Annotated in this window: 20 protein-coding genes and 1 other annotated feature; of the genes, 12 read left to right on the forward strand and 8 right to left on the reverse strand. The window is 30.7% G+C overall.

Annotated elements, in window-relative coordinates:
* The first annotated feature begins 12 nt into the window (after window positions 1-12).
* The 5 genes from B3040_RS17975 (at window position 13) to B3040_RS17995 (ending at window position 4,941) form a co-directional block, all read left to right on the forward strand.
* A complete protein-coding gene (locus B3040_RS17975; RefSeq protein WP_291576359.1) occupies window positions 13-468 on the forward strand; it encodes a GNAT family N-acetyltransferase in 456 nt (151 codons plus the stop codon).
* 39 nt (window positions 469-507) lie between these two features.
* A complete protein-coding gene (locus tag B3040_RS17980) occupies window positions 508-1,332 on the forward strand; it encodes an MBL fold metallo-hydrolase (protein WP_291576362.1) in 825 nt (274 codons plus the stop codon).
* Between the two features lie 381 nt (window positions 1,333-1,713).
* Window positions 1,714-2,484 (forward strand): ABC transporter ATP-binding protein, encoded by a 771-nt coding sequence (locus B3040_RS17985; protein WP_291576363.1) that lies wholly within the window; start codon window positions 1,714-1,716, stop codon window positions 2,482-2,484.
* On the forward strand, window positions 2,444-3,385 hold the full coding sequence (locus B3040_RS17990) for an ABC transporter permease (RefSeq protein ID WP_291576365.1): 942 nt from the start codon (window positions 2,444-2,446) through the stop codon (window positions 3,383-3,385). The genes B3040_RS17985 and B3040_RS17990 overlap by 41 nt, the downstream gene beginning before the upstream one ends.
* A gap of 614 nt (window positions 3,386-3,999) precedes the next feature.
* Window positions 4,000-4,941 carry an alpha/beta hydrolase gene (locus B3040_RS17995; protein WP_291576367.1) on the forward strand — a complete coding sequence of 314 codons (942 nt, stop codon included), beginning with the start codon at window positions 4,000-4,002 and terminating at the stop codon, window positions 4,939-4,941.
* Window positions 4,942-5,067: 126 nt separating this feature from the next.
* On the opposite strand, the gene B3040_RS18000 is transcribed toward B3040_RS17995, so the two are convergent.
* Window positions 5,068-5,853, reverse strand: coding sequence for an EFR1 family ferrodoxin (locus B3040_RS18000; RefSeq protein WP_291576369.1), 786 nt, complete (start codon window positions 5,851-5,853; stop codon window positions 5,068-5,070).
* Window positions 5,854-6,141: 288 nt separating this feature from the next.
* On the opposite strand from B3040_RS18000, the gene B3040_RS18005 reads away from it, so the two are divergent.
* From B3040_RS18005 to B3040_RS18020, 4 genes are all read left to right on the forward strand, one after another.
* The gene (locus B3040_RS18005; RefSeq protein ID WP_414632548.1) at window positions 6,142-6,621 is read left to right on the forward strand and encodes a methylated-DNA--[protein]-cysteine S-methyltransferase; all 480 of its coding nucleotides are present in this window, start codon (window positions 6,142-6,144) and stop codon (window positions 6,619-6,621) included.
* A gap of 190 nt (window positions 6,622-6,811) precedes the next feature.
* Window positions 6,812-7,726 (forward strand): DMT family transporter, encoded by a 915-nt coding sequence (locus B3040_RS18010; RefSeq protein WP_291576373.1) that lies wholly within the window; start codon window positions 6,812-6,814, stop codon window positions 7,724-7,726.
* 239 nt (window positions 7,727-7,965) lie between these two features.
* Complete coding sequence (locus tag B3040_RS18015) at window positions 7,966-8,916, forward strand: C39 family peptidase (RefSeq protein WP_291576375.1); 951 nt, start codon at window positions 7,966-7,968, stop codon at window positions 8,914-8,916.
* Between the two features lie 395 nt (window positions 8,917-9,311).
* On the forward strand, window positions 9,312-10,313 hold the full coding sequence (locus tag B3040_RS18020; protein ID WP_291576377.1) for a DUF4349 domain-containing protein: 1,002 nt from the start codon (window positions 9,312-9,314) through the stop codon (window positions 10,311-10,313).
* A 127-nt stretch (window positions 10,314-10,440) separates the two neighbouring features.
* On the opposite strand, the gene B3040_RS18025 is transcribed toward B3040_RS18020, so the two are convergent.
* Window positions 10,441-10,854, reverse strand: coding sequence for a DUF3888 domain-containing protein (locus tag B3040_RS18025; protein ID WP_291576379.1), 414 nt, complete (start codon window positions 10,852-10,854; stop codon window positions 10,441-10,443).
* 268 nt (window positions 10,855-11,122) lie between these two features.
* Here B3040_RS18025 and B3040_RS18030 point away from each other — a divergent pair, with 268 nt between their 5' ends.
* On the forward strand, window positions 11,123-11,992 hold the full coding sequence (locus B3040_RS18030; RefSeq protein WP_291576381.1) for a radical SAM protein: 870 nt from the start codon (window positions 11,123-11,125) through the stop codon (window positions 11,990-11,992).
* A 284-nt stretch (window positions 11,993-12,276) separates the two neighbouring features.
* Here the strand turns inward: B3040_RS18030 and thrS are convergent, their stop codons facing one another.
* Window positions 12,277-14,214, reverse strand: a complete 1,938-nt coding sequence (gene thrS / locus B3040_RS18035) for a threonine--tRNA ligase (protein WP_291576383.1) — start codon at window positions 14,212-14,214, stop codon at window positions 12,277-12,279.
* A gap of 182 nt (window positions 14,215-14,396) precedes the next feature.
* Window positions 14,397-14,600, reverse strand: a binding site (T-box leader).
* A gap of 260 nt (window positions 14,601-14,860) precedes the next feature.
* Between thrS and B3040_RS18040 the strand changes: the two genes are divergently transcribed.
* Window positions 14,861-15,103, forward strand: coding sequence for a hypothetical protein (locus B3040_RS18040; RefSeq protein WP_291576385.1), 243 nt, complete (start codon window positions 14,861-14,863; stop codon window positions 15,101-15,103).
* An 86-nt stretch (window positions 15,104-15,189) separates the two neighbouring features.
* The gene (locus B3040_RS18045) at window positions 15,190-15,732 is read left to right on the forward strand and encodes a phosphatase PAP2 family protein (protein ID WP_291576387.1); all 543 of its coding nucleotides are present in this window, start codon (window positions 15,190-15,192) and stop codon (window positions 15,730-15,732) included.
* A gap of 153 nt (window positions 15,733-15,885) precedes the next feature.
* Here the strand turns inward: B3040_RS18045 and B3040_RS18050 are convergent, their stop codons facing one another.
* The 5 genes from B3040_RS18050 to atoD all read right to left on the reverse strand — a co-directional run bounded on the left by B3040_RS18050 (window position 15,886) and on the right by atoD (window position 19,622).
* The gene (locus B3040_RS18050; protein ID WP_291576389.1) at window positions 15,886-16,779 is read right to left on the reverse strand and encodes a polysaccharide deacetylase family protein; all 894 of its coding nucleotides are present in this window, start codon (window positions 16,777-16,779) and stop codon (window positions 15,886-15,888) included.
* Window positions 16,780-16,807: 28 nt separating this feature from the next.
* A complete protein-coding gene (locus tag B3040_RS18055; protein WP_291576391.1) occupies window positions 16,808-17,086 on the reverse strand; it encodes a hypothetical protein in 279 nt (92 codons plus the stop codon).
* A gap of 467 nt (window positions 17,087-17,553) precedes the next feature.
* Window positions 17,554-17,715 (reverse strand): DUF1540 domain-containing protein, encoded by a 162-nt coding sequence (locus B3040_RS18060; protein WP_291576393.1) that lies wholly within the window; start codon window positions 17,713-17,715, stop codon window positions 17,554-17,556.
* Window positions 17,716-18,307: 592 nt separating this feature from the next.
* Entirely contained in the window at window positions 18,308-18,967 is a 660-nt protein-coding gene (locus B3040_RS18065; protein WP_291576395.1) for a 3-oxoacid CoA-transferase subunit B, read from the reverse strand.
* A 1-nt stretch (window position 18,968) separates the two neighbouring features.
* The gene (gene atoD / locus B3040_RS18070; RefSeq protein WP_291576397.1) at window positions 18,969-19,622 is read right to left on the reverse strand and encodes an acetate CoA-transferase subunit alpha; all 654 of its coding nucleotides are present in this window, start codon (window positions 19,620-19,622) and stop codon (window positions 18,969-18,971) included.
* Window positions 19,623-20,104: the final 482 nt, after the last annotated feature.

Below are 20,104 nucleotides of genomic sequence, written 5' to 3' on the forward strand. Positions count from 1 at the left end.
TGGGGTGAAAAAATGATTAGTATGAATCCAGCATCTTCCTGTGACTGTGAGGAACTTACTAATTTAGCTATTAGGTCTGAAGCATATTGGGGATATGATTCTAATTATATGGACAGGTTTAAGGAAATTTATAAAGTAGACAAGGAATTTATAAACAATAACCCTACCTATATTATTAAAGAAAATGAAGATATAGTTGGATCCTATGGAATCTTAATTAGTGAAGAAGAAAGCGCCTTGGAATACTTTTTTATTGAGCCTAAGTATATAGGTAAAGGTTACGGGAGATTACTGTGGAATCACGCTATCGATATATGTAAAAGATTAAATATAAAGGAATTTGAAATAGTCACAAGTCCACAGGCAAAAGAATTTTATATAAAAATGGGAGCAAAGTATCAAGGAGAAATAGAATCACTTGTGGCTAAAGAACGTATAATCCCAAGATTAGTTTATAAAGTGATATAGGAACTAGGAATTAAAAATTTAGTAAAATGGGGGGAAGTTATGAAAGTAATAACACTATTTGAAAATAGAACCATATCAAAGAAATATAAAAGTAGTCATGGACTATCGTTGTATATAGAAACAAATAATCATAAGATACTTTTTGACACTGGTGCAGATGAATCCTTTGTGTATAATGCCTCAAAATTAGGAGTAAATTTAGAGGAGGTAGACATTGCTATAATATCTCATGGACATAATGACCATGGTGGAGGGCTAGAAGGATTTTTAAAGATAAATTCTAGGGCAAAGATTTATGTGGGTAAAGGTGCCTTTGATGATTACTTAACGAAAATATTTGGAATCATCAAGTTTAATATAGGCTTAAAGAAAGAACTACTAAGTGATAGATTTGAGTTTGTGGATGGAGTAACTTCTATTGATGAGGAATTAACCTTATTTAATAATATTGAGGATGATAAGCTGTTGCCCAAAGGTAATGACAGATTATTGAAAAGGTATAGCGATGGTACAATAAAAAAAGATGATTTTGCCCATGAAATAAACCTTTTAATTAATGAAAATCATAACTATAGTTTATTTTGTGGATGTTCTCACAAAGGCATTGTAAATATCGTAGAAAAGGCAAAAATCATTGCAAATACAAAGATTAGTACAGTTGTTGGTGGATTTCATCTAATGGGGATGAAGGTAAATAGTTCTAAGAATGCAGCTTACTTTCAAGAACTTGCAGCTAGTTTAAATAATAGTGGTGTTGATAAATATTACACTTGTCATTGCACTGGAGAAGAAGCATACAATTACTTAAGTAAACAGGTAGATGCTTTAGACGAAATAAAAACAGGGATGATTATAGAAATATGAAAGTGAAACAATTGTGGGTAATGATACCATAATATTACTTGAAGATGTGGATACTTTTAAGAGATAATTAGCAAAGTATTAACTAGAAGAGGATAGGATAGCCTATCCTCTTTTTACATTTCACAGTTTAATAATAGTTTTTCTTTAACAATATTTACGATTCAATCATATATTAAACCATGAACAACTTTATTTTTTATTTTAAAAGGGAAGGTTAAGGGGTAACTTGCCCTTTTAAGTGTTGATTTTGTTTTTATATAGGCTTCAAGAAGAAATTTTATTTAAACCCTTCCTAAAAGCCTTAGCAGAACCAAAGTAGGTTTAGGTATAAATTAAGTCCTACCTTTGGTTCTTTATACAAGAGTAAAAGGAGATGAGCAGATGAGCAAAGTAGAATTGAGAAATATTTATATGAACTATCATTCTCTAAAAGGAGAAACTTCTGCCCTAGAGAATATCAACCTTTCTATTGAAACAGGAGATTTTGTTAGTATAGTAGGACCTTCAGGTTGCGGTAAATCAACCCTTTTAAATATTATTGCGGGGCTTATTAAGCCTTCTAGGGGAGAAGTGTTATTAGATGGTGAAATCATAGATAGCTATTCTGAAAAGCTTGGTTATATGTTTCAAAGAGACCACCTTTTTGAGTGGCTTACCGTTTGGGATAATGTTTCTTTAGGTTTAAAAATTAAAAATCGTCTAAATGAGAATAGTAAGGACAAGTTACAACAACTACTTAAGAATTATGGACTATGGGATTTTAAAAACCACTACCCAAAGGAATTATCAGGTGGTATGAGACAAAGAGTAGCCTTAATCAGGACTTTGGCATTAGATCCAGAGGTGCTTCTTTTAGATGAGCCATTTTCAGCTCTAGATTATCAAAGTCGTTTAAATGTAAGTGATGAGATATACGACATTATAAAAAAAGAGGGTAAGACTGCTATAATGGTTACCCATGATATTTCAGAAGCTGTATCCATGTCTTCAAAGGTTGTAGTACTATCTAAAAGACCAGCTAAAATAAAAAAACAGCTAGGGATAGCGTTTACTTGTGATTGTAGAACACCATTAAAGTGCAGAGAAGAAGCAGAGTTTAGAACCTATTTCAATGAAATATGGAAGGAGATGGACTTTAATGATGAAACCTAATAAGAAAATAATTAAGGACAATATTAATATAGAAAAAAATAAGCATAATAATAATCAGCTTGTCAAGAGTCAGGATAGTCATATTAATAGTCAGCATGAGTTTTCTGATGAGCATCACTTTAGTGATGACCATATAGAATATATAAAAAAAGTTAAAAGAAGAAAAAATGAGATTTTATTTACTAGAATACTAATTCTTGTAGTATTTTTTGTTTTATGGGAAGTACTAGGTAGAATGAAGGTTATAGATCCATTCCTAACTAGTACCCCCTCTAGAATGGTTCAAAGTGCCATAAATATATATAATGAAGGAACGCTAGTTAGACATATTTTAGTCACTTGCTATGAAACCATTGTAGGTTTTACTTTAGGTACATTGCTTGGAACTGTAATTGCAGTAATTTTATGGTGGTCAGACTTTTTGTGTAAAGTTTTAGATCCTTATCTAGTGGTTTTAAATGCCCTTCCTAAGGTTGCGCTAGGACCAATAATTATATTTTGGGTAGGAAACGGCATGGAGGCTATTATTGTAATGGCTCTTTTAATATCAATTATCGTTACTATAATTAGTGTTCTTGCAGGCTTTAAAGAGGTGGATGAAGATAAGATTAAACTATTAAAAACCTTTGGAGCTAGTAAGTTTCAAACTTTAAAACATCTTATTATCCCATCTACAGTCCCAACCCTTATATCAGCTTTAAAAATTAATGTTGGTCTTTCTTGGGTTGGAGTCATTATGGGAGAATTCCTTGTAGCTAAAGAAGGTCTTGGTTTCTTAATAGTTTATGGAGGTCAAGTTGCACAGCTTGATATGGTAATGATGAGTATAATTGTACTTTCAGTTATTGCTTATGCAATGTATGAAATAGTACATTACTTTGAGAAAAAATATAAGGTTTAAGAACATTTTGGAAAGCTAATTCTCACATATCCTTTAGTGCTTAAACAATTTTAAGGTGAGAGTTAAATTTCTTTGAAAAATCGTTAAAAAATGAACTGGTTCATTATAAAATATAAATGCAAAATAGTCTATGGGTAAGTAATTATCCATAGACTTTTATAAGTTTATAGGTTGATCAAATACAGTTCAGTAAAGTAATAAATAGAATCTTTTAGGAACAAATCTAAATATTAATTTTAAAACCTCATGGAGATTAAAATAAGTTAAACAATGCTAAAATTCACATAGGATTTTCTATTCAGGCTTTTAAGGTGTTTTTGAATTTTACTAATTTTAAAAAATTCTAAGGCAATAATTTAAGTTGATATAAGTATACTTACATTGTTAAAATTTTAAATATAGTTCCTTACTAATAGGAAAATGATTATAATATATTATTAAGGTGAAACAACTGATACTTTAAAGGTTTAAATTTCATATAAGTTATTTAAGCTATAATTAAAAACTATTTACGTATGAAATTATAGTAAAGCTATTGGATTTTTAGGAGTACATAACTAAGCTATAAATTTTAGCCCTATAAAAATTATAACTAGAAGCAGAGGGGGAGAAGTATGAGGGGAAAAATAATACTTATAGTAACTGTAATTATTTTAGTAATATTAGCAGTTTTTATTTTTGGGGGAATATACTTTTATAATTTCGGAGTTCTTCGTAGAAAAAAGAAATTTATGGAGGGAAATCCAGACTTATCAAGTGATGAATTTGAAAGCAATTGGAAAGAAAGCAAAGAGTGGTTTCAAGGAAAGGTTTGGGAAAGTATACAGATGAAATCCTATGACGGGTTAAATCTTTATGGAAACTATTTAAGAGCTGAAGTGCCTACGGATAAAACTGTAATATTAGTTCATGGCTATACAGGTAGGGGCAGCGGTATGGCCTTTTTAGCAAGGTATTATCATGAAGAACTAGGATATAATGTACTAATGCCTGATCTTCGTGGACATGGGGACAGTCAGGGAAATTATATTGGTTTTGGCTGGCATGATAGAAAGGATTTAATTCAATGGGTGAGTTATATTCTTGAAAAACAGGGTGATAATAGTGACATTGTACTTCATGGCATATCTATGGGTGGTGGTACCGTTCTTATGACTAGTGGGGAGAACTTACCTGAAAATGTGAGATGTATAGTATCGGATTGTGCCTATACTTCAGCAAAAGATATTTTAATATTTCAAATGAAGAAGATGTTTAACATACCATCCTTTCCATTAATTCAAATAACCAGTATTATATGCAAGCTTCGAGCAGGATATTTCTTTGGGGAAGCATCTGCATTAGAAGCTGTTAAAAGAAGCAAAAGACCCATACTTTTTATTCATGGTAGTGAAGATAAATTTGTTCCAACAAAAATGGTTTATCCTCTTTATGAAGCATTGAATGCAGAAAAAGAACTACTCATTGTTCCAAAGGCAGGGCATGGCTATGCTTTTTGGGTAGATGAACAAGGGTATAAAGATAAAGTACAAGGATTTTTAAATAGGTTTATGTAGACTTAATATACTAAAGGACTTTAATGGCAAACTAAAGTCACAAAGATTGCCATTGAAGTCCTTTAGTATTTTGTAGTTATAGGAGTAGTAAATTATCGAAAGTTATTGATGAAAATGACTTGTTCATTATTTAATAAGAAGTTTACTACTTATCAAAACTGGTTTGTATTGCTGAAAGTGTTTATGTTTATACATAAACGCATTACTTGGACACCTATGAAGACATCTTTGACAGCTAATGCAACTGTTGTTAAAGTATATATTGTTATTAAGCATCTTAATATTTTTAGTAGGGCAGTTTTTTACACACTTGCCGCATCTATTACATAACTTATCATCTATATTAATTTTTTTTCTTGCCCAACTATAAGAGTAGGATTTATATATAGGATAAAACAATTTAGCTACAATTAAATTCACACTCTTAGTTGAATCAAGAGTTCTATTGCCGTTGTGAAAGTCTTTAACAATCTTAGAAATTCTCTTTGGGGCATCACTTATGTATTTTTCAGCTTTTTCTTTTGGTGTACTTGGGAATAAAGTTAGATAATAATTATTAGGCATGGAGAAACAAACTTCTCCGTAAATTTTAAATCCAAGCTTTTTTAGTTTTTCTCCAAGTATTTTAGGACCTGAACCTGAGTTAGCAGTTTGAGTAGAAAATAATATAGTTTTCCGTCCTTTTCCTACTTTAAGATTATTCATAATAAAATTAATAAAATAATCAGGATAAGTCTCACAATAAATGGGAGCCCCCAATATTAGCATGTCATAAGTATCTTTAAATTCATTAACTTTATCAATTTCTATTAATTCACTGCTTATATTGTATTTTAGTAGTTCTTGTTTAAAGAGTTTTGCTACGTATTCAGTGTTGCCAGTAGCAGAAAAGTATAAAATTCCACACTTCATAAACATCCTCCAATGAAATTATATGACAATATAATTATATTAATTATATTGCAAAAACATGAAATAACTTTGATTTTAAGGTGAATATTTGAGATAATGAAGTTATTGGACTAAGGCAAGGCATATGAAAATAAATAATAGTTAAAAATGTGAAGGATATTTTGAGTTCACAAGCAAGCTTGTGCCGACAAGGAATCTGTTGACGCAGTATAACAAAAAATAGACGATCGTACTTACTTATTTTTCAAGATGCCTAAAGGAAAGTTCTATACACAAGGAGAGATGAAGATGGAAGATTTATGTTTTGCATATTATAATTCCCCCATTGGTGTTATAAGATTAGAAGGAAACCAAGAGGGAGTTTCTTTTATAGATTTTATAGATGATAAAATTGAAGTAGAAAAAAATCCTAAAAACATACCTGAGCCGTTGAAGCAGGCATTAATTCAACTAGAAGAATATTTTAGTGGAAAAAGAAAAGATTTTACAGTTAAGTTAACGTATAAAAAAGGCACAGAATTTCAGAAAAGTGTATGGAAAGCTCTTGAGAATATTCCCTATGGGAATACGGCTTCCTACAAAGATGTAGCCATAGCCATAAACAATCCAAAAGCAGTAAGAGCGGTTGGGGGAGCTAATAATAAGAACCCACACAGTCTATTTGTCCCATGACATAGGGTTATTGGTGCTAACGGTTCGTTAGTAGGCTTTGGTGGAGGACTTTGGAGAAAACAGTGGCTAATAAACTTTGAGAAAGAAAACTTGTAATAGGTTTTAGTGATAAATTTTAGCTTTATAGAAAATAGGAGTTAAAATAAAGTTAGGTTTTCAGAAGAAAAGCCTTTAAGACTTAAGATAAAGTTATTTAAATAATTGAGGCTAAGTAATATAAAAAATTCTTAGATATCTTTATTTGTAATATAAATAAACTATGAGATGAAAAGAAGGAGTTGGGAAGTTGAGTAAGACAAGGACAGTTGCGTACTTTGCTCTGATTGCAACTATTGTGGTATGGGGAATTTCCTTTATCAGCATGAAAATAGTATTAGAAGCATTTTCTCCAGTGGCTTTTGCCGTAGTGAGATTTCTAATAGCTACTAGTATTTTAATAGTTGTGAAAATGAAAACAAGCAAAGAGAGAGTTAAAAAGGAAGATTTAAAACTTATGGCACTTACAGGGTTTTTCGCCACCACTTTGTATTTTTGGTGTGAAAACAATGGAGTTATGAGAATTTCTGCTAACTCTTCCTCAATTATAGTGGCCACCTTACCTATAGGTGCACTAGTTGCTGATGCTATAGCTTATAAAAGCAAGATAAGTATGAGAAGCATTAGAAGTATTATTTTATCTGTCATAGGAGTTTACTTTGTTATTGGAAATGATGCTATAAGCGGTACAGCCTTGGGATATGTATTCATGTTCGGTAGTGTAATAGCTTGGTGTTTATATATGGTGTTTACAAAGCCCTTGTTTAAAAAATATTCAGATATTACAATAACTACCTATCAGGCAATTTTTGGGACACTAGGTTTATTTCCATTTTTACTTTTTGAAAAAGGGGAAGCTATAAGAGTTAATATGATAAGTGGTACTGTAGTTTTTAATTTACTATTTTTAGCTGTGATATGTTCTTCAGCAGCAAACTTTGCTTATACCTTTTCAATGAAAGAATTAGGAGTGGAAATCACTTCTCTGTTTATGAATTTACTTCCGGTGGTAACTTTTGTGTTTAGTTTTTTAGTACTAGGAGAAAAGCTAAGTATTATGCAACTTTTTGGAGCAATTATTATAATATATTCTGTATATGTAGTTACCAAACCACAAAACACTGTTAGTGAAGAAATTATAGAAGAAAAGGAATTGGAAGCATAAGGAATATGGTTTTTGCCTTCCAATCACTAAAGATTATAAATTATATACCGAATAATAAACATAAGTGTAATAATGCTTTATATAGAAGCAAAGGCTTCCAAGGTGAAGATGAATTTTAGTCATCATAAATAAAATTCATCTTCCAAAAGTCTTAAATGAACCAAAGTAGGAGTAGTGAATAAGTTAAGTCTTGACTTTGGTTCTTCAAAAAAACATATTAAGGTAGGATGGCAAAGTCTATGAGGAAGGTTATTTCTACAATTATGCTTTTAATTAGTATAGGCCTATTAGTTGGTGCCTTCTTATTTTATCAATTTCAAGATGAAAAGCTATTAGCTCTAAAGCAGCATATGAGTCTTACTGCCTTCAAAGGAAAAATAGAGTATGTAGATTCCGACGAAGAAGCAAAAAGGCTAAAGGAAGAAAAGAAACGCTTGGAAAAGGAAGAGAAGGCAAGGCTAAAGGCGGAAGCAGAAGCTAAAAAAATAGAAGAGAAAAAGAAAAGAGAAGAAGAAATTAGACTTGCAGCAGAAAAAAAGCAGCAAGAAGAATTGAAGAAGAAACAAGAGGAGGAGGCAAAGAAAAATCCTCCTAAATCTGTATTATTAGATATACCAGTAATTAGTCAACTTCCAGAACTGAAAAATGGATGTGAAGTAACCTCTATTGCTATGATGTTAAATTATAGTGGTATTTCAGTAGACAAAATGACTTTAGCAGAAAAAGTAAGAAAGGATACCACTCCTTTAACTTACAATGGATCAGCTATTGCATCTTGGGGTAATCCCAACGTAGGATTTGTGGGAGATATAACAGGAAAATCACCAGGGTACTCTATATATCCAGAACCATTAAAACCTTTAGTAGAAGAGTACATGCCTGGCAAGTCATTGATTTTAAATGGTGTAAATTATAATGATATTGAGAAAGTTTTGGCTGATAAGAGACCTGTAGTTGTATGGGTCACTGTAGACTTTAAGCAGCCATCAAGGAGAGCTCAGTGGGTTAGCAATGGTGAAAATATTAGTGTAAATCTATCACAACATGCAGTACTACTTACTGGATATGATGAAAGTAATCTTTATTATAATGACCCTTTAGATAATGGAAAAAACAAAAGTGTTTCAAAAGAAACTTTTAAGGCTATATGGGAAACAATGGGCAAGCATGCACTTTCATATTACAAATAATAATTTACAACTATAATATCATTGAATAATAAAGACTAGTATTTTGATTTAAGTACTAGTCTTTTTTGTGTCAAAATATAACTATGAAGAATTGTTATAATATCCTTTGTTAATCTCAAGAAAGTTTAAGGTAAGTTGATTAGGAGTAACAAAGTAACCTTCGTTTAGCCAAAAGCTGCTTCTAAAGCAGCCACACAACATGAACTTATTAATTATTTAATATAATATTGAATTTTTATAATTAATCCTCGTATATATAATAACAAGAATTAATAAAGAGTACAGTGTACAGTGATGGGAAATTAAGCTATGGCTTTGGAAGGTAGAAACTAAGTTTAAACATCATGGAAAAGCTTATGGCAAGTAAGAATTGAAATGTATAAGGAGAGAGAGTTATGAAAGGAAAAAGTTTGCGATTCAAGACGATTTCAGCTATTTTAATTTTTATGTTTGTTTTTGCTGGTTGTGGAAGTAAGAAAGATGGGGCAGCACAACAGTCACCATCAACAGCTTTAAATAAACAAGAGATTATGGATAAGGCTAAAAGTGAAGGTGTTCAAGTTAAACCTGAAGACTCTAAGATAGGTGAAAAGCCAGCTACTAATGAGGGGACAAATGCTAATAAAATACGTGCTATTGATAATGAAAGAAAGATTATTAAGGCTGGAAGTACAACTATAGAGACAGTAAAATTTGAGGAAAGTTTAAATGGTATACTAAAGGAAATTGAAGAAAAGGGAGGATATATTGAAAACTCAAATATTCATGGAAGTAGTGACAAAAACCAATTATATAACGAGAATGCAAAGAAGGGCTATAGCGAAAATAGAAGTGCTAGTATCATAGCTAGAATTCCTAAGGAAGTTTTTGATGGGTTTTTAAAGGATGCTAATAAGTTTGGTAATGTTATATCTAAAAGTGTAAATGGAGAAGATGTAACAGCTCAATATTTTGATACAGAAGCAAGATTAAAGACTCTTAAAATACAAGAAGAGAGGATACTAGAACTATTAAAAAAATCTGGAGAACTTAAGGATATAATCGAACTTGAAAAACGTTTATCAGAATTAAGGTTTGAAATAGAATCCCTCACTGGGACCTTAAAAAAGTGGGATAACATGGTGAGTTATTCTCAAGTTTCTATAAACCTTATAGAAGTTACAGAGCTTACACCCAATGAGAAGACTCCAATAACTTTAGGAGCTAAAATTATTGCAGCCTTGAAAAATTCAACTAAAGGATTAATCGATTTATGTAAGAGCTTTATAGTTTTTATAGCTTTAATATTACCTTATGTGGTAGTGATTGTTGCAGTAGCTTTCCTTATTAGTTTTTTTAAAAAGAAATTAAATATAAAAGGCTTTAAAATAAACCTACCCTTTAAAAAGAAAAAATAGTAGGCTGTAAAAATATAGGGAACCATAGAGAGGTTTAAATTGAACTTGGCTATGATTCCCTTAATAATTTTCTATAGGAGAAGAAGGAAGTTTAAACACCTAAAGTTTATGTGAAATTAAATAAAAGTTATTGCTTCTTTTGTGAAGTAGCAACGTGAATAAAATTAGTAATTTTAATGCTACCAAATTCATCAATTAAAGTAATTCTGTCTACACCATAAGGACCTTTATGATCTGGCTCACAAGTTACTACTTGAAGTGTTACTTCATAATATTTATTATCCTCACTTAAAGGTTTAAAATTTATAACTTTTGCATTTTCAAAATCTATATATCTATTTCGACCATAATAAGAATTAATGCCATCAGATATATAAGGAATTAAAGATTCAATAGTATTAAAAGTTAATAATTCATAGGCATCTACTGCGGGTTCTTCCTGCTTCACTGTAGCCACGGTTTCAATCATAGAATTTTGTAAATTAATATAATTTGAGCCTAAGAGATAAAGACCAAGTAGTACGCATACTAATTTCTTCATAAAAAGTCCTCCAATTTCAAGTAAATAAAACTCCCTTATATTTTGTTTATTTTATTGGGTTTTTATGTATAATTTTATATGAAAGGTAAAGTAAATTAGGAAGGTATTATAGGGCTCTCCAAATATAGACTTGGTTAAATAGCCTAAGATTTCCTGAAAGATATCTTTAGGTTGATGGAAAACAAGCTATTTAACTAATTTTGAATTTGGAATAACAAAAGAAATTCTAAGATATAGTAAATGAGCTATTGAAGAGAGGATGATGAAAGTGAGATATGAAGGAACAGTATATAGACCACCAAGTGAAGCTTATAGCTTAATAATTCAAGCCACCATTGGATGTTCACATAACAACTGTAGTTTTTGCAGCATGTATAAGGACAAAAGCTTTAGAATAAGAAGTGTAGAGCATATTCTTGAAGATTTAAGTGAAGCAAGAAGAAGATATGATAAAGTTGAAAAAGTTTTTTTAGCTGATGGTGATGCCTTAATTATGAGAACAGTAGATTTAATCACTATACTTAAAGCAATAAAAGAATTATTCCCAGAGTGTAAGCGAGTTGGGATATATGGGTCACCAAAGTCCATATTAAGTAAAAATCTAGAAGAGCTTAAGGAGCTTAAGAACCATGGAATAGGCATAATTTATTTAGGAATTGAAAGCGGAAGCGATAAAATATTAAAGGAAATAAATAAAGGGGTAACTGCGAAGGATATAATTGAAGCGGGCAGAAAAGCCAAAGGCTCAGAAATTGCTCTTTCTGTTACACTTATATCAGGACTTGGTGGAAAAGAAAACACTAAAGAGCATGCAATAGAAAGTGCTAAAGTAATTAGTGAAATAAATCCTGATTATTTAGGGATCTTAACCCTAATGATTGAAGAGGGTACAGAGTTAAAGCATAAAATAATGACAGGAGAGTTTTCTTTATTAACTCCAAGAGAAGTTATGGAAGAAATGAGGGAGTTTATTGAAAATATTAAAGTTCAGGGTACAATCTTTAGAAGTAATCATGCATCAAATTATATAAACTTTGCTGGAGTATTAAGCAAGGACAAAGAAAAAATTCTTCAGGAGATTAACTATGTTCTTAAAAATAATAGCTTATATAAGGATGAAAGATTTAGAGGATTATAGAAATATATAAATTATAACAAGGACAGTAACATGAAAAGACAAATTTTAAATAATTAATAACAGTGTAAAACTGAAATAAAAATTTCAAAAGTTAATTATCAAGAATAAAAAAACTGGGATATCCATAATATAGGGAACCAGAGTTAAAACTTAACTTATACATTAGTCCTACCCTGGTTCCCTTAAGGGTTAATGAAGATGAATAAGTTAAAATTCTATCATTGAACCCTATAGGATATCCCAATTCATTTAGTTTAAGCTATATTATTATAAATCTTTAGAAATTATTTTTCTTTAGTTTCAATTTCTTTTAATACTCTTTCTATGAAGCTATCTAGTGGAAGAGCACCTTCATCACCATTCTTACGGCTTCTTACTGCAACTTCTCTGTTTTCAGCTTCCTTTTCTCCAACTACTAGGATATAAGGAGCTCTTTCATTACGAGCTTCTCTAATTTTATAACCAATCTTTTCAGCTCTGTAGTCAGTTTCAACCCTAATCCCTTTATTTTTAAAGGCTTTAGTAACTTCCTCAGCATAATCATGGTATTTCTCAGAGATTGGAAGAATTTTAGCTTGAACAGGTGCAAGCCAAACTGGGAAAGCACCAGCATATTTTTCAATAAGCATTGCAAGAGTTCTTTCATAACATCCTATAGAAGTTCTATGAATAATGTAAGGATGCTTTTCTTTTCCATCCTTATCGATATAAGTCATTCCAAATCTTTCAGCTAGTGAGAAGTCAATTTGTACAGTAATTATTGTATCTTCTTTTCCATGAACGTTTTTGAACTGTAAGTCAAGTTTTGGTCCGTAGAAAGCAGCTTCTCCAATTGCTTCTTTATAATTAATACCAAGATTATCAAGGATTTGTCTCATCTTATCTTGAGTAGCATACCACTCTTCAGGTCTATCTATATATTTATCTTTTCTAGATTCATCCCATAGAGAGAATTGATAAGTGATGTCATCTTGAATTCCTAAAGTATTCATCATAAAGTTGATTAAATCAACTACTCCTCTGAATTCTTCTTCAAGTTGATCAGGAGTGCATACTAGATGTCCTTCAGAAATTGTAAATTGTCTAACACGGATTAAACCATGCATTTCTCCTGAGGACTCATTTCTAAATAAAGTAGAAGTTTCACCATATCTAATTGGTAAGTCTCTGTAACTCTTTTTATCATTTTTATAAATCATAAACTGGAATGGGCAAGTCATTGGACGAAGAGCAAATACTTCAGTATCAGTTTCTTCATGTCCAAGAACAAACATACCGTCTTTATAGTGATCCCAGTGTCCAGAAATTTTATAAAGGTCGCTCTTTGCAAGCATTGGAGTCTTAGTTAGAACATAGCCTCTTCTTTCTTCCTCATCCTCAACAAACCTTTGAAGAAGTTGAATTACCTTAGCTCCCTTTGGCATTAGTAGAGGAAGTCCTTGGCCTATTGCTTCTGCAGTTGTAAATAGCTTAAGCTCTCTTCCAAGTTTATTATGATCGCGTTTTTTAGCCTCTTCCATTGCTTCAAGATGTGCATCTAAATCAGATTTTTTAGTAAAGGAAGTTCCATAAATACGAGATAACATTTTGTTTTTCTCATTACCTCTCCAGTAAGCTCCAGCAAGCTTTGTTAATTTAAAAGCTTTTATATATTTTGTGGACATAAGGTGGGGTCCTGCACAAAGGTCAACAAATTCCCCTTGCTTGTAGAAAGTAATTTTTGCTCCTTCTGGTAGCTCTTGAATAAGTTCTACTTTATAAGGCTCTTCCTTTTCTTGCATGAAGGCTATAGCTTCTTCTCTTGGAAGTTCAAATAATTCTATTTTAAGATCTTCCTTAACTATTTTTTTCATTTCAGCTTCGATATGATCAATATCTTCGAAGGTAAATGGTCTTTCAGTATCAAAATCATAGTAGTAACCATTATCTATAGCAGGTCCTATAGCTAGTTTAGCTGTAGGGAAAAGTCTGCTTACTGCTTGAGCCAAGATGTGTGCTGATGTATGTCTAAAAGCTCTTCTACCTTCCTCATCATCAAAGGTTAATATACTAAGCTCGCAATCATTACTAACTATAAAACGTAAGTCTACTGTTTCTCCATTTACACTTCCAGCAGTTGCTACTCTAGCTAATCCTTCTGAAATGTCTTTAGCAATATCAAAAACTGATATTGGATTTTGGTATTCTTTTACTGATCCATCTTTAAGTGTTATTTTTATCATTTTTGTTCTCCTTTCATTTCTGTTTTAATATGAAGTAGACATATAGAGAAAATGTAATAATTGGGATAAGATTCTCTATAAATGTCTGTTAGTTTACAAATTAACTTTGTATTAATATTTATTTGTTTTAAACGTTGTGAATAAATATTAATAATAAAAAAACTCGTCTCTTTTCATTACTGAAAAGGGACGAGTTATACCCGCGGTTCCACCCAATTTACATAGAAATTCTATGTCAACTTTTATGACTATAACGTGGTCAACGAACTTTATTAAAGTTACTCAGAGGTGGTCTTCAGCAACAGTTCATTTAAAAGTACTTTCAGCTATTGCACTTTCTCTCTGTAAATGTTCTAGAGGCATACTCTTCTCTTCATCGCATTAAAAATATATAAGTATATTATATGACTATTATATTATGATTATTACACAAGATACAATATATTTCAAATAGATAATATATGGCAACAATAAATAATATAACAATTAAATTTTATATCATTATAACACTTATAAAATCACAGTCAAGGGTTTTTGTAGATTGAAGTGAATTATTTTGGTATAATCCTAGTATAGAACTAAAGGAAAATGTTGAGTAATCAAATATAACTTAGCTGATAAACATTTACATAGGAGGACCCTTACTATGAACCTAGATAGAAATGAACTAATAGGAGAAAATGCTTTTAGCATAGATGGAATCATATCCATACCAAATGGAATAGATCAAGAAGAGTTTTTTGATAACCTTATAGAGTACCTACAAGATAAAGGGGCTTATTTCTTTGGCTTTACTGAAACTCTTCAGGGAGAAGCAATGAAGGAAGGACGCTTGAAAGAACTTTTAACTGTTAACGGAATTCAGGAGTTTAAAGAGGATGAAATATAAGGACTAAGGAGATCGATATGAATAAGATTAAAATTATACCAATAATAGGTGAGAGACAAAAAGAATTTAAGTGTGAGGAATTTTAGATGGAGTTTTTGCACAGTATTGATAAGAGTATTGTAGACTTTGTTCATTATGGACTACAAAATTCATTGTTTGATTTTCTTATGCCTAAGATTACAGCTTTAGGTGAGGCGGGAATTATTTGGATAGTAATAAGTTTAACTCTTATAGCAACGAAGAAGCATAGAAAAACAGGCATTACCTGTCTTGTTGCCTTGTTTTTGAGTTTGCTGTTTACAGATTTAAGTATTAAACAAATTATTCAAAGGCCAAGACCAATAACTACATATCCAATAGAAAATTCACTAATTAAAATACCAACAAGTTACTCTTTTCCTTCAGGACACACCAGCTCCTCCTTTGCGGCAGCTTGGGTGCTTTATAGAACTATGGATAAATACAAATTAGGTTACTTAGCCTTAGCAGTGATTATGGCTTTTTCAAGAATGTACCTATATGTCCATTATTTATCAGATGTAGTAGGAGGAATAGTAGTTGGTATAATCAGTGCAACCTTAGCTATGATAATTGTAAATAAATATGTGAAAAGAAAAAATCAATTATAATATATAATTGTAGGAAATATGCTAAAGCTATGAATAAGTGGTAGCAAGGTGAAAAGTAGAACTACAAATTTATACTGTTACTAAGGTGAAATAATAAAAAGAAGTCAGAAAAAATCTGACTTCTTTTCTTATAAATTTATAAATTATCTACTATTAGTTAACTTCTGTAAATTGTGCCTTAGGTGAATCGTGAGTTAAAACATCAAACATAAAGCCTTGATTTTTAAGGCCTTCAATTATTTCAGGTAGTGCCTCTAGGGTAGTGTCTTTAGGATCCAAGTCATGCATTAATATATTAGCATGCTTAACATAGGTACAATCTTCTAACACCCTATTTACGATAATATGTTTTTCCTGTCTAAAGGTTGATGCATCTGTAGAGTCTACATTCCAATCAAAGAAAGTATAGCCTTTATTAGTCATTTCTTTAGCTAGTTCAGGCATAAAACGAGAAGAGCCGCTATAGTTCCAACTTATTGTGTTGTTTGACCCACCAGGAAACCTTAAAATTTTAGAGGGCTTTGCACCAGTAATTCTTTCAAGTTCCGTATCTAATTTTTCTACGTCAGCTATAAAGTTTTCTTTTGAAGAATAAACTTTTTTATAGTCATGACTATAAGTGTGGTTTGCAAGAACATGTCCACGTTTCACTATCTCTTTATATATATCATCTTTACCTTCCTTATAATTAACAAAGAAGGTAGCTTTTACTTTGTATGCATCTAAAGTGTCTAAGAGTTTACCAGTATGAGCTGATGGACCATCATCAAAGGTCAAGTAAGCAAATTTTAGATTTTCCATAGCTTTTTTATAGACAGTTTCTTTATCCATGATTTCAGCTTGCAAAGAAGTATTTTGCTGAGATAAATTACTTATAGAGGACTTAACTTCTTCTAGTTCAGATTGAAGTTTTTTGCTTTCAGACTTTGCCAAAATTGCCTGACTTTGAGTGAAAACTGTACCAATTAAAGTAAGAAACAGTATAACAAAAAATATTGTTTTACCAATTAATGATTTCAAATTAGATTTAGATTCAGATGTTTTCATAAATTCCCGTTCCCCTTATATCTATTAATTATTGTGATGATTTTGGAAGAGCATTGATTCTCTCTTCTAGCTGGTTTTTAGATTTATTAAGAGAATCATTTTTTTCTGTGAGCTCTGCATTTTCCTTTTTTAAAGTCTCTACTTGCTTTCTAAGTTCTTCATTTTTAGATTGATATTGAGAAATTTTAGACCTGGTATAAGGAACCGATGCAAGCACTGCAATACATAATATGCTTATAATTATATATTTATTAAAGAAACTATTTTTCTTTCTTTTTCTTTTTGTGCTAGATGACACTTCTAACATAGACAAATCCCCCCTTTAAGTAACTAATATCACTATTATCATATGTTTATTTCTAAATTTAGTTAATAAGTATATAATATAGCAATAAATTCAATGAATTTATTTGACTAATTTGGTAGAAAATATACTTATAACTTGTACATTTCAAGCCGTAACCATGAGAATATGATGTTTTTATAACTGGTTTATAATTAATAAACTATAAATCACGTATAAAATGGTTTTATAGCTATACATGCTTCAATATGACAAAAATTGTCACAAAATATGTATATGTACTATAATAAATATTATATTATAAAAGCATAACCTATTCAATGACAATGTTCATTACAAGCCTTTAATTTCTGACAAAAACAAAAGACACAACACCTTTAATTAGGCGTCGAGTCTTTTGTTTAACTTACTTATTAAAATCAAGTTTTAATTTCATAAAAAAATAATCTTAACATAGTTTAAAAAATGAATTATTTTCCTAATTCGAAGCTACCACAATCTGTACATTGCTTTGTGTCAGCATGCCCTTCATGTTTAACAACTTGAATTTGGTCTAGTGTGCAGTAGTTTTGCTCTTGAGCATGATATTTACACTCACTAACTATGCATCCTATGCTTTTATTTTTATCCATGTGAATCATCTCCTTTTCTTTTTGGTTTAGATTTTTTACTTAACCTTATAAAAGATTAGTTATAAAATTAATTTAGAACTAAATAAATTATATTTAGTTGTAATGAAATATTTTATTTTGTTAATTTTCATCACAAACTTATTATCTGCAAAGAATATAGTTTTATTCTTTGTAAATTTTGATAAAAGTTTTAAGAACAGGTTAATTTTCAAATATACAAGCTACAGAAAAAAGATTAATTCATATAAGTTAGTTAGTTCAATAAGAGGAGAAAATAGATATAATATAACCAAATAAATTTAATTTATATAGAGTGCAATAAAAATTCTAAATTAAAAATGAACCTACTTTTGCATTCTTTTTTATATAAGTTGCTTTTAATTTATTAAGCAATGTAGAAATATTGTTTGAACTTATATGTTTCAGTAAATTTGATGTACTAATAGATGAAGTAGAAGTAGGTAAACTATACTACAAGAGGAATAAAATTCAATAAAATAAAACTGCTAAAAAATAAAACATATTTTTCAGCAGTTTTTATATTTAAGAAATAAATATTTCTTATTAACACTATAAAGTGAAAGAACTATAATTAAACTTCCATTCTTCCTATATTTTCAGGAATAATTAAGTCAGCAAGAGTAGCATTTTTAACATCTTCAATTGATGATTCTGGTCCTAGTTCTCTTAATACTAAGCCTTCTGGAGTTACTTCCATAACAGCCATTTCAGTTACTATTAAATTAACTTGATGTGCAGCTGTTAAAGGTAAAGTACATTTTTTCAATATTTTTGGAGCACCTTTTGCAGTGTGTTCCATAGCAACAATAACCTTCTTAGCTCCAACAACTAAATCCATAGCTCCGCCCATTCCAGGAACTTTTTTACCAGGTATCATCCAGTTAGCAAGGTTTCCTTCTTGGTCAACTTCTAGAGCTCCTAAAACAGTAGCATCCACATGTCCACCTCTTATGATTCCAAAGGATACTGAAGAATCAAAGAAAGCAGCGCCAGGAAGTACTGTAACATGTAAGCCACCAGCATTAACTAAATCTTTATCTTCTTCACCAGCAGCAGGAGCAGGTCCAATGCCAACGAAACCGTTTTCGGATTGAAGAGTAACATCTATTCCTTCAGGAATATAGTTAGCTACTAAAGTTGGAAGACCTATACCAAGGTTAACAACGTCTCCATCCTTTAACTCTTTAGCAACTCTTTTAGCAATAACTTCTCTAACCATGTTCTTATCCATGTTATTTATCCCCCTTTACGATATAGTCTACAAATATTGAAGGTGTCATAACTTCATTTGGATTTATTTCTCCAACTTCAACTAATTCTTCAGCTTCAACTATAACTAAATCTGCAGCAGCCGCCATTAGTGGGTTAAAGTTTCTAGTTGCTTCGTTATAATAAACGTTTCCTTTTTTATCTACTTTTGAACCAAAAATTAAAGCTACATCAGCTCTTAATGGTTTTTCTAATAAGTATTCTTTTCCATCAACAGTGATTTTTTCTTTTCCTTCTTCAACCACTGTTCCAAGACCAGTTGGAGTTAAGAAACCACCAAGTCCTGAACCACCACATCTAACTCTTTCAGCAAGAGTTCCTTGTGGTACAAGTTCTACATCCATTTCTTTCTCATTCATTTGACGTCCAGTTTCAGGATTTGTACCTATATGAGAAGCAATTGTTTTCTTAGCTTGTTTGCTTACAATTAGCTTACCAATTCCCTTATCAACAAAGCCTGTATCATTTCCTATAATAGTTAAGTCCTTTACACCTTTTGCTATTAAGGCATCAATAAGTTTATCAGGTGTTCCCACTGCTAAGAAGCCACCAATCATAACACTCATGCCATCTTTAATGTGAGAAACAGCTTCTTCAATTGTAATAATCTTGTTCATAACTTTCCCTCCATATAAAACTAATTTATAAACAACTTCATTATACACCATTTTAAAAATATTTTCATAATAAATTAAAACTATTTTAATTAGTCTAATAAATTACTGTAGAAATTTAATTTATATGTAAATCTATATTTTAGGATTTCATAGTCAAGACTTAACTTATGCGTCGAATCTACCTGGGTCGTTTTAAGGCTTTTTCAAGGTGAGCAAAATATATTTTAGCCTTAGAAGCCTTTAGTCATATTAAAGCTTTAAAAATTAGTATGGAATTAAATTTAAGTTCTTTAAAAATATAGCTAGTTAATACTAAGTAGATTATTAGTTTGTTTATTAATAGGAGTTTAAGATATAATTATAGAAAGAATTACTTAAAAGGGTTACTTGCTATCTAATTTGGCTAGTGATTACGGTTTTTTAATTAAGCAGCTTTTAATAATAAGTATGACTTTAGATTAAAAGCATTAGAAGATAAACAA

The organism is Clostridium sp. UBA4548, from assembly GCF_002387895.1.
Taxonomy (GTDB): Bacteria; Bacillota; Clostridia; order Clostridiales; family Clostridiaceae; genus Clostridium_J.